The sequence below is a fragment of the Actinoplanes sp. G11-F43 genome, assembly GCF_050589265.1.
Lineage (GTDB): Bacteria > Actinomycetota > Actinomycetes > Mycobacteriales > Micromonosporaceae > Actinoplanes.
On the sequence record NZ_JBNZCE010000003.1, the window covers coordinates 246959 to 261545 of the forward strand.

Sequence of the window (14587 nt, forward strand, 5' to 3'; positions counted from 1 at the left end):
GAACCCGCCCAGCCACGATCTGCGCTTCCAGCCCACCCGAGTGCGCATGCCCACCGGAGGGCAACCGCCCATCCGCAACCAGAAGCAATGTCGCGAGGCTCACCCGTCACTTCCCCTGCTTCCTGAGGTTCGGGGCCCGGCCTGGCCCACGGAGGGATCAAGCCTGACCGCCCGGAGTGGGCCAGGCCGGGCCCCGAACCGACCCATCAGAACAGGAAGTAACGCTGAGCCATCGGCAGCACGTCGACCGGGTCGGGCTCGACAACCGTCCCGTCGATGCGTACCTCGAAGGTGTCCGCCTTGACCTCGATCCGGGGCATCGCGTCGTTGCGGATCATGTCGGCCTTGCCGACCGACCGGGTGTCGGCCACCGGGACGAGCGCCCGCTTCACCCCGATCCGGTCGCTGAGCAGCGCGTCGATGGCGGCCGGGGCGACGAACGCGACCGAGGTCTGCGCCGGCACCACCCCGTACGCGCCGAACATCGGCCGCGGCAGCATCGGCTGGGGAGTGGGGATCGAGGCGTTCGCGTCGCCCATCTGCGCGTACGCGATCATGCCGCCCTTGATCACCAGAGCCGGCCGGACCCCGAAGAACGCCGGGTCCCAGAGCACCAGATCGGCCAGTTTGCCGGGTTCCACCGAGCCCACCTGCTCGGCCATCCCGTGGGCGCGGGCCGGGCAGATGGTGTACTTGGCGACGTACCGCTTGGCCCGGTTGTTGTCCGCCGCGGAGTCGCCCGGCAGCGACCCGACCCGCGCCTTCATCACGTGCGCGGTCTGCCAGGTCCGGGTGACGACCTCACCGACCCGCCCCATCGCCTGGGAGTCCGAGCCGATCATCGAGATCGCGCCGAGGTCGTGCAGGTAGTCCTCGGCGGCCATGGTGGACGGCCGGATCCGGCTCTCGGCGAACGCCAGGTCCTCCGGCACCGCCGAGTTCAGGTGGTGGCAGACCATCAGCATGTCGAGGTGCTCGCTGAGGGTGTTGCGGGTGTACGGCCGGGTCGGGTTGGTCGACGACGGCAGGATGTTGGGGTGCGACGCGACGGTGATGATGTCCGGCGCGTGCCCGCCACCCGCACCTTCGGTGTGATAGGCGTGGATGGATCGCCCGGCGATGGCCCGGAGTGTCTCCTCGACGAAACCGGCCTCGTTCAGGGTGTCGGTGTGGATCGCCACCTGGACGCCGGAGGCGTCGGCCACGCTCAGGCAGGCGTCGATGGCGGCCGGGGTGGTGCCCCAGTCCTCGTGCAGTTTGAAGCCGCCGGCCCCGCCGCGCAGCTGCTCCCACATCGAGTCGGCGGACATCGTGTTGCCCTTGCCGAGCAGCAGCACGTTGACCGGCCAGGAGTCCAGGGACTCCAGCATGCGGGCCAGATGCCAGGCGTTCGGGGTGACCGTGGTGGCCTTGGTGCCCTCGTCCGGCCCGGTGCCGCCGCCGATGATGGTGGTGATGCCGGAAGCCAGCGCGGTGTCCAGGATGGTCGGGCTGATCAGGTGCACGTGGCTGTCGATCGCGCCGGCGGTGAGGATCTTGCCGTTGCCCGCGATGATCTGGGTGCCGGCGCCGATGACCAGGCTGGGGTGCACGCCGTCCATGGTGTCCGGGTTGCCGGCCTTGCCGATGGCGACGATCCGGCCGTCGCGGATGCCGACGTCGGCCTTGACGATGCCCCAGTGGTCGAGCACGACCACGCCGGTGATCACGGTGTCCGGGGTGCCGTCGGCGCGGGTGGCCGCGGACTGGCCCATCGACTCGCGGATCACCTTGCCGCCGCCGAAGACGACCTCGTCGCCGGGCACCGGGCCGGCGCTGCGGTCCTCTTCGATCTCGATCAGCAGGTTGGTGTCGGCGAGCCGGATCCGGTCGCCGGCGGTGGGGCCGAGGAGCGCGGCGTACCGGGCACGGTCGAGGTGGGTCAACGTGGGCTCCCGTTGTGCTCGCCCTCGCCGGTGTCCTCGTCGAGGGAGCCGGCCGGCTCGATGTCGGTGGGGTCGGGTGCCGGCGCGGGCGGGGTCTCGTCCAGTGGCCCGCCGGCGAGGCCGCGCAGGCCGGGAACGACGCGCCGCCCGGCGAACGCCACCAGGGTGACGTCCCGGGGGATGCCCGGTTCGAACCGGACCGAGGTGCCGGCCGGGATGGCCAGCCGGTGGCCCCAGGCGGCGGTGCGGTCGAACTCCAGGGCCGCGTTGGACTCGGCGAAGTGGAAGTGCGAGCCGACCTGGACCGGCCGGTCGCCGGTGTTGCGGACGGTCAGGTCCACCGTCGGGCGCCCGGCGTTGATCTCGATGTCGCCGTCGCCGAAGAGGATCTCGCCGGGGATCACGAGATCGGCCCGTGCACGGTGACGAGTTTCGTGCCGTCCGGGAAGGTGGCCTCGACCTGCACCTCGGCGAGCATCTCCGGAACCCCCTCCAGCACGTCGTCGCGGGTGAGCACCCGCCGGCCGGAATCCATCAGCTCGGCGACCGTGCGGCCGTCCCGGGCACCCTCCAGCAGGAAGGCCGTGATGATCGCGGTGGCTTCGGGATAGTTGAGCCGCAGTCCACGCTCGCGGCGTCGCCGGGCCACGTCAGCAGCGACGTGAATGAGCAGCCGTTCCTGCTCGTGCTGGCTGAGGAACAAGGGAACCTCCTGATCGCGCCCCGGAATGCTCGCAGGTGGAAGTTTCGGACGTGTAACCCCGGACGACCGATCAAAACACGGAACGGCCCCGCCCTCGTGTGCTTACACACGGTGGCGGGGCCGTTTCCCGGCAAAGTTCTACTTCGGCAGCTTCGCTCCCAGCAGCGGGGCCAGCATGGTCGCGTACCGGGTGGTGATGTGGTCGTCGTCCCGCCAGACCAGCAGGTTGCCGACCACCGACGGGCAGTTCCCGTCCACACAGAACCACGGCGTCGGATCCACCACCTGGACACCCTGGGCCTTCACCGTCCTGGCGATCAGCGCCTGCCGCTCCGGCAGCGGCACCGACTCGCCGGCCTCCGCGACACACCGGGAGATCTTGCGGGAGTGCTCGGCCAGGCACTCCGGGACGTCCTGGCCGGGCCACGGGGTGTCCTGGATCATCACGACCCGGGTGCCCCGCGACTTGATCGCCCGGATGGTCTCGGTCCAGCCGGCCGCCCACCGCGGGTCGATCTCGGCGGCCGTGCCCTTCGCCCGGTCACCGGACGGGCTGACCAGCGGGTTGCCGTCGTTGGCCGCGGCCGAAGCCACCACCAGGTACGGCTTGGCCTGCTTGATCTCGGCGAGCACCTGGTCCCGCCAGACCGGGCACTGGGTGTAGGCGCGCTTCAGGGCCGGGCTGTAGACCTCGACGTCCGCCGCGTGGCAGGCGCTCTTGGTGCGCACCAGCAGCCGCCAGCCGCGCTCCTTGGCGATCGCGTCGACGGCCGGGAACCAGTGTGCGGCGTGTGAGTCCCCGTACAGGAAGACGGTCCTTCTGCCGTTGGGGTCGCCGAAGGCGCAGTCACTGGGCGCGGCGGTCTCCTCGTACTCCAGGTGGCAGTTGACGTTGTAGTAGTCCGGCTTGTCGCGGCGCGCGCTCTGCACCCGGGGCCGGGTGTTCTGCGGCAGTTCACCGGTGCCGACCGAGGCGGCGATGATCCGCTGGAGCTCGGCCTCCGGGTCGGCGGCGGCGGCCACCGCCTGGGTGGTGTCGATCGCCGGGGCGCCCTTGGCCAGCTGCGGCGGCTTCATCGTGCCGACCTGGGCGACCAGCGCGGCGAGGCAGGAGAGGGCGAGACCGACGGCGATGCCCCGGCGGGCCTTGGCCTTGGCCCACTTGTGGTTGCGGGCCGGGTTCTCGATCAGGTGGTACGAGCCGATCGCCAGCACCAGCGCGCCGACGGCCAGGCCGAGGTTCAGCGGGATGTTCGGCTCGGCGTCCAGCATGTGCGGCACGATCATCAGGACCGGCCAGTGCCACAGGTACCAGCTGTACGAGTACTTGCCGATCTGCTGGAACGGCCAGGTGCGCAGGATCGCGACCACACCGTGCCGGGTTCCGGTGGCGCCACCGGCGATGATCGCGGCCGCGCCCAGGACGGGCACCGCGGCGGCGTACCCCGGGAAGGGGGTCTCCTCGGTGTAGAGGAACGCCGAGGCCACGATGGCCACCAGGCCCACCCACGTCATGACCGCGGCCAGGGCCTTGGGCAGACCGGCGAGCCGGGCCGCGCCGACCGCGATGAAGGCGCCGATGGCCAGCTCCCAGGCGCGGGTGTGCGCTCCGAAGTAGGCCCACGGCGCGGACGAGGCGGTCTGGAGGACGCTCACCGTCAGTGAGGCGGCGACCACGACGATCAGGGAGATGACGACCGGTGCGCGGCGCTTGCCGAAGAGCAGCGCGAAGATCAGCAGCAGCAGCGGCCAGACCAGGTAGAACTGCTCCTCGACCGCGAGCGACCAGAAATGCTGCAGCGGGGAGGGCTCGGCGTCGGCGTTCAGGTACTGCACGCCCTCGTCCGCGAGCCGCCAATTGATGCCGTAGAAGGTCGCGTAGATGGCGTCCTTGGCGATCGAGTCGAACCGGGTGGCCGGCATCCACAGCCAGCTCGCCACCACGGTGACCAGCAGGACCACGGTGGACGCGGGCAGCAGGCGGGTGGCCCGGCGGGCGTAGAAGGTGGCGAGCGAGATCTTCCCGGTCCGGTCCAGCTCCTTGAAGAGAAGCGTGGTGATCAGGAAGCCGGAGATCACGAAGAAGACGTCGACGCCGACGTACCCGCCCTCGAGGCTGCCGATGCCGGCGTGCGAGAGCACGACCAGCACCACCGCGATAGCCCGCATACCCTCGATGTCCGGTCGGAAACCAAGGTGAGGACGGGCGGTCTGTTGCGCCGCGGAAGTAGAGTCCGGGCGGGCACTATTAAGTTGATTGTCGTAGGTGACCGACATGTCCTACCTAGCGTTGAGTGACCGGCCGGGAATCGGTGGCCGAGCTTACCCGCGAAGTCATAGGTCTTCCACAGCCGATTCATCACTTCTTCATCGCGAAACGCGCTCACACCCGCGCTGAGACATCGTCGATCGACAGCTCCACCGCGAGCGCGAAACCGGTGCCGCCGACCTGGCCAGGCCGGATCAGTCGGCGCATCGTGCCGGTCACCGCGGTGTGCGGCAGTTCACCGACCGGAACCACCAGAACTGCCCCGGTTCGCTCCACTTCGACCTCCGGAAGACCGGCCGAACGGAGGACGGCCCACCGGGTTCGCCGGCCGGGTCTCTGTCACGGCTCACCCGCCGACTGCCCACCCGCATCCGCCGACGGTCCGCCGGCTGACGGACCGTCATCGGAGGGTTCGCCGGCTGACGGGCCGTCATTCGACGGTCCGGTATTCGACGGCTCGTTCTCGGACGGTTCGTCGTCCGGCGGCTCGGGGATGACGGCCGGGGTGCGGGGCGAGGTGGTCCGGCGTGGTGGGTCGTGCCGGGTCGTCGCGGTCACCGCCGGCGGGGGAGAGGCCGAGAGGCCGGGCGTGCCGGAGACCGGCGGGGCGGCCGGAGAGCGCGGCCCGGAGAACCAGCCGTACGGGTCGGCGACGGCTATCGCTGTTCCGGCGCCGATCAACAGTGATGCCATCGTCGCGAGGACCACGCCCCAGATGTCGCGGCCCGTCTCTCCCGGCTTCGTGTCCGCCCGGCCGGTGACCTCTCCTCCGGCGTCCTCGCTCCCGGCGGCCTCCCGCGGGAGGCCGTCCGCCCCCGCACCCGCCTTCTGGTCGTCTTTCCGGGCGAATCTCGCCAGCCGGCCGAATCTCGTGGTCCCGGGGCCGGGGCCGGTAGCGACGGCAGCGGAATGGTCGCCGCCTCGGAAGCCAGCAGGGTGGAATCGCCGCCGCCCGCGGCGGAGGCCGCCGCCGCCAGCGCCGCGCCCGAGGGGTGGCGAGCCGCGGGATCCTTGGCGAGGCAACGCCCGACCAGCGCCCGGACCTTCGGAGGGACACCGGCCGGCAACGGCGGCGGTCGTTCCGTCACGTGCCGGAGGGCGATCGCCACCGGATCGTCACCGGTGAACGGCGGTTCGCCCGTCAGGCAGTGAAAGGCCACCGCACCGAGCGCGTACAGGTCGACGGCTGGGCCGAACTCCCGTTTGGAAACCTGCTCGGGGGCCATGTAGGAGGCGGTGCCGATGACGTTGCGGGCACCGGTCAAGGTCTCCGAGGCCGACGACCGGGCCACCCCGAAGTCGACGAGCACCACGTTGCCGTCCGGCTCGATGATCAGGTTCCCCGGGGTGACGTCCCGGTGCACGATCCCGGCCTGATGCGCGGCGTGCAGGGCCCGGGCCGCCTGCGCCACGATCGTCATCGTCTCGGCGGGGGAGAGCCGGCCCCCGGTGGCCAGCCGTCGTTCCAGGGACTGCCCGTCGATCCGGGCCATCACCAGGTAGGCGCCCTCATCCGTGGTCCCGTAGTCGTACACCGCCGCCACACCCGGATGCCGTAACGCCGCCATGGCCCGGGCCTCGTGAGCGAACCGCCGTTGAAAAGTGATCTGCGCGGAGACCCCGGCCAGCAGCACCTTGACCGCGACCGGCCGGTCCAGCACGGTGTCGACGGCCTGCCAGACCTCACCCATGCCACCGGCGGCGATCCGGTCCGCCAGCCGGTATCGCCCACCGAGCGAATCCCCCGCCGAGGGCATGCGCTCAGCCTAGCCCCTCATCCGCCCTGATCGATGCCTTCCCGTCCGTCGCCGTCCGCGTGGCCGTCCCCGTCGGGCGTCCCGGCCGTCCACCACGATGGTTCGAGAACGTGGTCAGCGGATGGTGGGTTTCAGGCGGCCTCGTCCTCGCCGGGGCCGGTCGTCTCGCCGTCCGGCTCCGGCTCGTCGTCCGGCTCCGCGGAACCGGTCTCGCCGCTGGTCGGCTCGGTGCCGGCCGGAGCCTCCGAGGTCTCGCCGCCGGTGGGCGCGGTGGTGGCCGGCGCCTGCGGGGACCGGGTCTTCTCCGGTTCGGGGGAGCGGGCCGGGGCGGTCTTCCCGCCTTGCTGAACCCGCTGCCCCGGCTCCTCTCCCCGAACCTGTTCGGGTGCTGTGCCCTGCTCACCGCCGCCATCGTTCTTCTCGGCCGGTGGGTCCACGCCGGCCGGTGCGACCGGGGTGCTGATCGAGGGTTGCGGCTCGTCGTCGAAGAGGCCGGCCGCACCGGCCAGGCCCGCCACGGCCGCACCGACGGCGACGACCGAGACCAGCACCAGAATCGGGACCAGCCACCGCCGCCGGCTGGCCGCCGCGCTCATACCTTCTTCCTCCGGTTGCCCGGGGGCAGCCGCCCGGCCCGGAACACCGTGACCGCCCGCGCCACCGGAGCCGGTCTGTTCGCTGGAGGGCACCGGGCTGACACCGAGCCAGGGGGCACCGGCCCGCGTCGCCGTCAGGTCGCCGGATGTTCCGGACCTCTCGTCACCCGTCATGGACCTGCCGGCGCCGGGCCCGGCGGGATACGCGGCGGCTCCGGCCCTGGAGATGGTCTCCGTTCGCTGGGTGCTGCCCAGACTCCGGGTGGTGTCCGCCACCTGGCCGGCTTCGGTCTGTTGGGTGGCGTCGGCTTGGTGGCCGGCTTCGGTCTGTTGGGCGGCTCCGGCTTGGTGGGCGGCTTCGGTCCGTTGGGTGGCTTCGGCTTGGTGGGCGGCTTCGGTCTGTTGGGTGGCTTCGGCTTGGTGGGCGGCTTCGGTCCGTTGGGTGGCTTCGGCTTGGTGGGCGGCTTCGGCCATCGACCCCGCCGACGGGAACCGCGCGCCCGGGTCCTTGGCCAGCGCCCGCTCGACCAGCGCGACGACGACGGCGGGAACATCGTCCGGCAGAGGCGGCGGCGGATCCTCGATGTGCTGCAGGGCGACCGCGATCGGATTGGCCCCCTGGAACGGCGGATGCCCGGCCAGACAGTGGTAGGCCAGCGCACCCAGCGCGTACACGTCGGCAGCCGGCCCGGTCTCCTGCCGGGTGATCTGTTCCGGGGCGATGTAGAGCGCGGTGCCGACGACCTCGCGGGCGCCGGTGAGCGTGGCGGACCGTGCCGATCGGGCCACCCCGAAGTCGACGAGCACCACCGTCCCGTCCGGTTCGACGATCAGGTTGCCGGGTTTGACGTCACGGTGCACGATCCCGGCGGCGTGCGCGGTCTCCAGGGCCCGGCCGGCCTGCGCCACGATGGCCATGGTCTCGGCCGGGTCGAGGCGCCCACGGTCGGCGAGCAGGTGGTTGAGGGGACGGCCGTCGACATGGGCCATCACCAGATACGCGTCCTCCGCCTCGGTGTTCCCGAAGTCGTAGACGGGCACCACCCCGGGGTGGCGCAGTGCGGCGAGCGCCTGTGCCTCGTGCCGGAACCCCGGATCGCTGGCCCGGTCGGCGAGCAGTGTCTTGACCGCGACGGGCCGCCCGAGCACGGTGTCGGTGGCCTGCCACACCTCCCCCATCCCACCGGCGGCGATCGGATCGTCCAGCCGGTATCGTCCGCCGAGCATCTCTCCGGGGTGAGGCATGGATGTTCCTCTACCCAGGAGAGCGCCCGGCTATCCGTGGGGTGTCAGGCCCCGGTGTAGAGAACGGCGTCGATCTCGATGTCGAAACCGACCAGCGGAACCGGCAGCGTGGTGCGTACCGGCAGGTTGTCGCCCTTGATGTATTGCCGGTAGATCTCGTTCATCTCCGGGAAGTCGGCGAAGTCGCGGAGGTAGACACCGACCCGCACGGCGTCGTCCAGGCTGGAGCCGGCCGCCTCGGCGACCGCTGCCAGATTCTGGAAGGCGGAGTGGGCCTGCTCGGCGAAGGTGCCGGTGATCCGGGTGCCGTCCGGCAGCGCGGGGATCGCACCGGCCAGGTAGATGGTGTCGCCGGCGACGACGGCGTGCGAATACGGGCCACCGGGCGGCGCCGCCTGGTCGGTCATCACAGCGCGCTTGGGCATCAGGAACTCCTCGGTTCTGTTCTCGGGAACTGTTCGGCCAGGCCGGCCACGTCGACAAGCGGCGTGGTGAGCAGGGCACGGATGTCGCGTCCGCGTCGGTCCAGGGCCGCGCGTTGCGTGTCGGTGAGGGGGATCCACGGTGCGGGCGGCGCGGGCAGTCGTGGTGGCAGGAGACGGCCGGCCACGAACGTCGCCTCGTTGATCAACCGCACCGGGGACGTGCGGACCTGCCGGTGCGCGTCGACGAGACCGAGCGGCTCCGGACGGACCTCGAAGACGGCGATGTCGGCGGGGTCACCGACGGTGAGGGAACCGCCGGGCAGGCCCAGCGCCCGGGCCGGCCGGGTGGTGACCGCGGCCACCACCTCGTCCAGCGGCACGCCGACGGCCAGCAGTTTCGCCATCGTGGTGGGCAGGTCGAAGACCGGTCCGTGCAGTGACCGGGCGTGCAGGTCGGTGGAGACGGTGTGTGGGGCCAGGCCCGCGTCGAGCTGCGCCTCCAGCACGTCGAAGGCGAACCCGCCGGAACCGTGCCCGAGATCCAGCAGCACACCGCGCTCAGCCGCGGCCCGCACCGCCGGGCCCAGCGGCGCCGCGATGCCGCTGGCGCAGTGGGTGACCAGATCACCGGGGCGCATCAGGTCGAGCACCTCGTCCAGCGCGGGCGGCGCGGTCCCGATGTGGGCCATCAGGGGCACACCGCAGGCCTCGGCCGCGGCCAGCCCGCGGCGCAGCGGCTCCACCCCGTTGTCGCCGACGGTCTCGCTGTCGATGCGGACCTTGACGCCGTGGAACAGCTCCCGGTCGGCCTGGATGGTGTCGATCGCCAGCGGCACGTCGCAGTTGGCCAGGTCACGGCTCTCGCCGGTGCGGCCGGCCAGGCCGACCGCGGAGATGTTGAGCAGGGCGTGGATCCGGACGCCGGCGGCCCGCGCGACCCGGCGCAGGCCGTCCACCGTGTACGCCCCGGCGGACCCGGCGTCCACCCAGGTGGTGACCCCGGAATACCAGGCGACGGGGTCCGGGTCGATGCCCCAGTAGCCGGGGCCGACGTGGGTGTGCGCGTCGATCAGGCCCGGGGTGACCAGACGCCCGGTGACGTCGACGATCCGGTGCGCGTCGCGGGGCAGGCCGGGGCCGACCGCGGCGATCAGCCCGTCGCGGACCGCGATGTCCCGCTCGTCGCCGGTGAACAGCAGATCCCAGCTCACAGCGCCGCCAGGATGGACAGGCGGTACAGCCGGGTGGGCCGGCCCTTGCGGTTCTCCTGGGCGCTGCCGGTCTCCTCGACCAGCTCCGCGGCGGTGAGTTTGCGGATCAGGCGGCGCCCGCTGGGATCGGTGATGCCGAGCGCGCGGGCCAGCTCGCCGGGGGAGATCGGGCGGCCCTCCAGACTCCGCTCGATCGCGGCCAGCCGGGAGAGCGTGGCGGGACTGAGCCCGGCCCGGCCGGCCAGCTGCTCCAGCGGGCCGTGCTCCCGGTAGGTGTAGGTGAGTGGGGTCCCGGAGGCGCCCATCGGGCCGATCGTCATGCCGTCGCCGGTGAAGAGGTAGGCCCCTGGGTCGGGGTCCTGCTCGGCCCGGGCCGCGGCCCGCTCGGCCAGGGCCACGCTCAGCCGTGCCGAGCTGCCCATGCCGAACCCGGCCACCGCGTCCGTCTCGCTGAGGATCGGCAGGCCCACCCACTGGCTGGTGACCGTCTCGAAGAGCGAGACGGGTGCCAGCACCAGAACGCCACGGACACCGTGCCGGTCGATCCAGGCGTCGGCGAACTCCGGGGTGCCGACCAGCAGCCGCTGCAGCGCCGGCCGCTCCTCCGGGGTGCGGGCCAGGAACAGGCCGACCGCGAAACGGTGGCTGTCGGCCTGCCTGTTGCGGATCCGCAGGGCGAGCTCGTGCAGGTCGGCGCGGATGGTGCCGGGGGTGGCGAGGGCGTGCAGGACCGGGGTGTGGCCGTCCAGCGCGGCGGCGACACCCATCCGGACACTGATCACATAGGGCGCGCCGGTCCTGGTCAGGTGCTGCCGGTGGAAGCCGACCACCTCGCTGATCGGCTGATCCGGGTCGAACGGCAGCGTGGAGATGGCGGTCCGGTCCAGGTTGAGCGCGGACGCCACCTCGTCGACCGTCTCGCTGGTGAAGGTGTCGACGCTGACCGGGGTGGCCGGCCAGCCGTTGCCCCGGGCGCGGGCCCAGGCCAGGGCCAGATCGAGCGCCGCCGAACGGGTGACCGAGAACGGCAGATCGGCGGGGATCAGATCGCGGGCCCGCGCGAACGGCACCAGGCCCATCAGCAGCCCGTCCAGCCGGTGACGGGTGAGCAGGCCGGCCACCCGGTCGCGGACCTCGTCCTCGCGCTCGTAGACCGCCCAGGCGAAATCGATGCCGGTCAGCGTGCTCGCCGCGTCGGCGAAGCGTGCCCGGTGGCCGGCGTGCACCACCAATCCGATCATGTCCGGCCCCGTCCCGTACTTGTTCCCAAGTGGTTCGTATGTCTCCGGCAAAGCGTGTCGGACCGGCTACGCCCGGGTCAAGTCAAATCCTTGTTTCGACGGTTAAGACGCAGATTCGGGGCTTGACGGCCAGTCTCCCGGCCGAGCACGCTAGGGCGCACAGAAACGAACCATTAACGCACCTGGCTCGAAATATAACGTTCGTTTGGAGTGCTGATGAGACTGCGCATCGCGGCGGCCGCCGCGCTGGCACTGACCCTGACTGCCTGTGCCCCGTCCACCTCCGCGCCGTCGAGCACCGCGACCGACGGCGGCCCGCGGACCGGCGCCCTCAAAGTGTGGCTCTTCGACGAGCCCAACCGCGCCCCGAAGGAGGAGGTCGTCAAGAAGGCGATCGCCGAGTTCACCGCGTCCCACCCGGACACCACCGTCGATGTGCAGTACATCGCCGTCGACACCCGCAGCGAGCGGTTCAAGGGTGCCTTCAACGACCCGGCCAGCGCGCCCGACGTGGTGGAATACGGCAACACCGACCTCCCGGAGTATGCGTCGGCCGGCGGCCTCGCCGCCCTCGGCCCGGTCGTCTCCGCCTGGTCCGAGGGCGCCGACCTGACCGCCGACGCCAAGGCCAGCGCCACCTACCAGGGCACCCTCCTCGGTGTTCCGTGGTATGTCGGGGTTCGCGCCCTCTACTACCGCACCGACGTCTTCGACGAGCTGGGCCTGACGGCGCCGGCCACGCTGGCCGAGCTGACCACCGCGGCCCGGACCGTCCGGGCGAAGAAGCCGGACATGTTCGGCATCGCGGTCGGCGGTAAGTACACCTTCGGCGCCCTGCCCTTCGTCTGGGCCAACGGCGGCGACATCACCTCGATCAACTCCGCCGGGTCCCGGGCCGGGCTCAAGGCCTACACCGACCTGATCGCCGACGACGTCTGCCCGCCGCAGAACTGCGCCGACCTGACCGGCGGCAAGACCGTCGAGCTGTTCGCCAGCGGCAAGGCCGCGATGGGCATCGCCGGCAACTTCAACCGGGCCGCCGTCGACGCCGGCGCCGCCAAGGGGAAGTACGCGGTGGTGCCCCTCCCCGGGGTCACCGCCGGTTCGGTCGCGCCCGCCTTCGCCGGCGGCAACAACCTGGGCATCATGAAGAACGCGCAGCGTCCCGCGCTGGCCGCCGACTTCCTGACGCTGCTGGCGAGCAAGAAGTACCAGGCCGAGATGTACGACGCGATGGGCAACCTGCCGACCCTGAAATCGGCAAGTGACGAGGTCGTCGCCAAGGACGCCTTCGTCAAGCCGTTCGTCGACACCATCAACGCGGGCACCAAGTTCGTCCCGCTCGACCCGGGCTGGGGCAAGATCGACGCCTCCGCCGTCCTGCCCACCATGATCGAGAAGGTGGCGACCGGCAAGGCCAGTGTCGAGCAGGCCACCGACGAGGCCGCGAAACTGATCGACGAGGCCCTCACCCAGTGAGCCGAGCACGCACCACCCGGGCACCACTGTGGCTGCTTCTGCCGGCCGCGGTGGTGCTCGGCGGCCTCTTCCTCTACCCGATGTACCAGCTCGGCCTGCTCTCGGTCCTGGACTTCACCCAGGCGCAGGTCAGCGGCGGGCAGCCGACCCGGTTCGTCGGCGCGGAGAACTACACCAGGTTGTTCTCCGACTCCCGGTTCTGGGACGTGCTGCTGGCCACGGTGCTCTTCGCCGCCGCGTGTGTGCTCGCCACCCTCGCGGTCGGCGCCGGCCTGGCCGTGCTGCTCACCCGGGTCAGCCGGATCCCGCGCCTGCTGCTGTCGCTGGCCGCGATGGCCGCCTGGGCGGTTCCGGCCGTCTCCGGATCCACCACCTGGATGTTCCTCTTCGACACGGATCTGGGCTTCGTCAACCAGCTGTTCGGCATCGAGGGCTTCAACTGGATGTACGACCGCTACACCGCCTTCGGCCTGGTCGGCGCGGTGGTGGTGTGGGCGTCCTTCCCGTTCGTGATGGTCACCCTCTACGCCGGCATCGAGGCCATCCCCAAGTCGGTGCTGGAGGCGGCCGCGCTGGACGGCGCGAGCACCTGGCGCACCTTCTGGCAGATCATGGTGCCGATCCTGCGGCCGGTGCTGGCCATCGTCGTCATCCAGTCGATCATCTGGGACTTCAAGGTGTTCACCCAGATCTACATCATGACCCGCGGCGGCGGTCTGGCCGGGCAGAACCTCACCCTCAACGTGTACGCGTACCAGCAGGCCTTCGCCTCCAGTGAGTACGGCCGCGGCGCCGCGATCGGCGTGGTGATGATGTTGATCCTGCTCGCCGTCACCCTCGTCTACCTCAGGGCGCTGCGCCGGTCGGGAGAACAGCTATGAGACTCGGTCGCCGCCTCCTGGACTCGCTCGCCGTCCTGATCGCGCTGGTCACGGTCTTCCCGATCTACTGGATGGTCCTCTCCGCGGTGAAACCGGCCGGCGAGATCCAGTCGCTGGACCAGCGACCGTGGACCCTCGCGCCCAGCCTGGACGCCTTCCGCCGGGTTCTCGCGGTCAACGACTTCGGCCGCTACCTGCTCAACAGCGTCATCGTCGCGCTCGTCGTGGTGGCGATCTCCGGGCTGATCGCCTTTCTCGCCGCGGTCGCGCTGACCCGGTTCCGGTTCCGATTCCGCACCACCATCCTGGTGACCTTCCTGATCGCCCAGATGGTCCCGATCGAAGCCCTGACCATCCCGCTGTTCTTCCTGGTCCGCGACATCGGCGGGGTGGTCCCCGGGATCGGCTTGAACACGCTCGGCTCGCTGATGCTGGTGCACACCGCGTTCACCCTGCCGTTCGCGATCTGGATGCTGCGCGGCTTCGTCCAGGCCATCCCCGACGAACTCGACGAGGCCGCCCAACTCGACGGCGCCGGCCGTTTCACCGTGCTGTGGCGCATCCTGTTCCCACTGGTCGCCCCCGGACTCGCCGCGGTCAGCGTGTTCTCGTTCATCCACGCGTGGAACGACTTCCTGTTCGCCCGCACCTTCATCATCAGCGAGGCGGACAATCAGACCCTGCCGATGGCGCTGCTGGTCTTCTTCAAACCCGACGAGAACGACTGGGGTGCGATCATGGCCGCGTCCACACTGATGACGGTGCCCGTGCTGATCTTCTTCCTCATCGTCCGGCGCCGCCTCGTCGCCGGTCTCGGAGGGGCGGTGAAAGATTGATTCCCCAACCTCATTCGGT

Annotated in this window: 14 protein-coding genes; 3 read left to right on the forward strand and 11 right to left on the reverse strand. The window is 71.0% G+C overall.

Annotated features, from left to right (window positions below; translation table 11 throughout):
- Positions 1-206: 206 nt before the first annotated feature.
- The 11 genes from ACQ0O7_RS03040 to ACQ0O7_RS03090 form a co-directional block, all read right to left on the reverse strand.
- Positions 207-1925: an urease subunit alpha gene (locus ACQ0O7_RS03040; RefSeq protein WP_430780181.1), complete on the reverse strand. Its 1719-nt coding sequence runs from the start codon at positions 1923-1925 to the stop codon at positions 207-209.
- Entirely contained in the window at positions 1922-2329 is a 408-nt protein-coding gene (locus tag ACQ0O7_RS03045) for an urease subunit beta (protein ID WP_430780182.1), read from the reverse strand. The genes ACQ0O7_RS03040 and ACQ0O7_RS03045 overlap by 4 nt, the downstream gene beginning before the upstream one ends.
- Positions 2326-2628 (reverse strand): urease subunit gamma, encoded by a 303-nt coding sequence (locus ACQ0O7_RS03050; RefSeq protein ID WP_430780183.1) that lies wholly within the window; start codon positions 2626-2628, stop codon positions 2326-2328. Before ACQ0O7_RS03050 ends, ACQ0O7_RS03045 begins: the two co-directional genes overlap by 4 nt.
- Before the next feature lie 138 nt (positions 2629-2766).
- Positions 2767-4797, reverse strand: a complete 2031-nt coding sequence (locus ACQ0O7_RS03055) for an acyltransferase family protein (protein ID WP_430780184.1) — start codon at positions 4795-4797, stop codon at positions 2767-2769.
- A gap of 214 nt (positions 4798-5011) precedes the next feature.
- Positions 5012-5173, reverse strand: a complete 162-nt coding sequence (locus ACQ0O7_RS03060) for a hypothetical protein (RefSeq protein ID WP_430780185.1) — start codon at positions 5171-5173, stop codon at positions 5012-5014.
- 63 nt (positions 5174-5236) lie between these two features.
- A complete protein-coding gene (locus tag ACQ0O7_RS03065; RefSeq protein ID WP_430780186.1) occupies positions 5237-5590 on the reverse strand; it encodes a hypothetical protein in 354 nt (117 codons plus the stop codon).
- The gene (locus ACQ0O7_RS03070) at positions 5575-6654 is read right to left on the reverse strand and encodes a serine/threonine-protein kinase (protein ID WP_430780187.1); all 1080 of its coding nucleotides are present in this window, start codon (positions 6652-6654) and stop codon (positions 5575-5577) included. The genes ACQ0O7_RS03065 and ACQ0O7_RS03070 overlap by 16 nt, the downstream gene beginning before the upstream one ends.
- Positions 6655-6785: 131 nt before the next feature.
- Entirely contained in the window at positions 6786-8495 is a 1710-nt protein-coding gene (locus tag ACQ0O7_RS03075) for a protein kinase domain-containing protein (RefSeq protein WP_430780188.1), read from the reverse strand.
- 44 nt (positions 8496-8539) lie between these two features.
- Positions 8540-8920, reverse strand: coding sequence for a RidA family protein (locus tag ACQ0O7_RS03080; protein ID WP_430780189.1), 381 nt, complete (start codon positions 8918-8920; stop codon positions 8540-8542).
- Positions 8920-10131: an amidohydrolase family protein gene (locus tag ACQ0O7_RS03085; protein WP_430780190.1), complete on the reverse strand. Its 1212-nt coding sequence runs from the start codon at positions 10129-10131 to the stop codon at positions 8920-8922. Before ACQ0O7_RS03085 ends, ACQ0O7_RS03080 begins: the two co-directional genes overlap by 1 nt.
- Positions 10128-11372, reverse strand: coding sequence for a helix-turn-helix domain-containing protein (locus ACQ0O7_RS03090; RefSeq protein ID WP_430780191.1), 1245 nt, complete (start codon positions 11370-11372; stop codon positions 10128-10130). Before ACQ0O7_RS03090 ends, ACQ0O7_RS03085 begins: the two co-directional genes overlap by 4 nt.
- Before the next feature lie 216 nt (positions 11373-11588).
- Between ACQ0O7_RS03090 and ACQ0O7_RS03095 the strand changes: the two genes are divergently transcribed.
- From ACQ0O7_RS03095 to ACQ0O7_RS03105, 3 genes are read left to right on the forward strand one after another with little or no spacing between them, the layout of a single operon-like run.
- Positions 11589-12851: an extracellular solute-binding protein gene (locus ACQ0O7_RS03095; protein ID WP_430780192.1), complete on the forward strand. Its 1263-nt coding sequence runs from the start codon at positions 11589-11591 to the stop codon at positions 12849-12851.
- Positions 12848-13732: a carbohydrate ABC transporter permease gene (locus ACQ0O7_RS03100; RefSeq protein ID WP_430780193.1), complete on the forward strand. Its 885-nt coding sequence runs from the start codon at positions 12848-12850 to the stop codon at positions 13730-13732. The genes ACQ0O7_RS03095 and ACQ0O7_RS03100 overlap by 4 nt, the downstream gene beginning before the upstream one ends.
- Positions 13729-14568, forward strand: a complete 840-nt coding sequence (locus ACQ0O7_RS03105; RefSeq protein WP_430780194.1) for a carbohydrate ABC transporter permease — start codon at positions 13729-13731, stop codon at positions 14566-14568. Before ACQ0O7_RS03100 ends, ACQ0O7_RS03105 begins: the two co-directional genes overlap by 4 nt.
- The last annotated feature ends 19 nt before the right edge of the window (positions 14569-14587 follow it).

What these genes read in the sequence shown, in the direction of transcription:
- ACQ0O7_RS03105 (WP_430780194.1), top strand. Translation starts at nt 13,729, where the DNA reads ATGAGACTCGGTCGCCGCCTCCTGGACTCGCTCGCCGTCCTGATCGCG.
- ACQ0O7_RS03065 (WP_430780186.1), bottom strand. Translation starts at nt 5,590, where the DNA reads ATGGCATCACTGTTGATCGGCGCCGGAACAGCGATAGCCGTCGCCGAC.
- ACQ0O7_RS03095 (WP_430780192.1), top strand. Translation starts at nt 11,589, where the DNA reads ATGAGACTGCGCATCGCGGCGGCCGCCGCGCTGGCACTGACCCTGACT.
- ACQ0O7_RS03070 (WP_430780187.1), bottom strand. Translation starts at nt 6,654, where the DNA reads ATGCCCTCGGCGGGGGATTCGCTCGGTGGGCGATACCGGCTGGCGGAC.
- ACQ0O7_RS03090 (WP_430780191.1), bottom strand. Translation starts at nt 11,372, where the DNA reads ATGATCGGATTGGTGGTGCACGCCGGCCACCGGGCACGCTTCGCCGAC.
- ACQ0O7_RS03075 (WP_430780188.1), bottom strand. Translation starts at nt 8,495, where the DNA reads ATGCCTCACCCCGGAGAGATGCTCGGCGGACGATACCGGCTGGACGAT.
- ACQ0O7_RS03055 (WP_430780184.1), bottom strand. Translation starts at nt 4,797, where the DNA reads ATGCGGGCTATCGCGGTGGTGCTGGTCGTGCTCTCGCACGCCGGCATC.
- ACQ0O7_RS03080 (WP_430780189.1), bottom strand. Translation starts at nt 8,920, where the DNA reads ATGCCCAAGCGCGCTGTGATGACCGACCAGGCGGCGCCGCCCGGTGGC.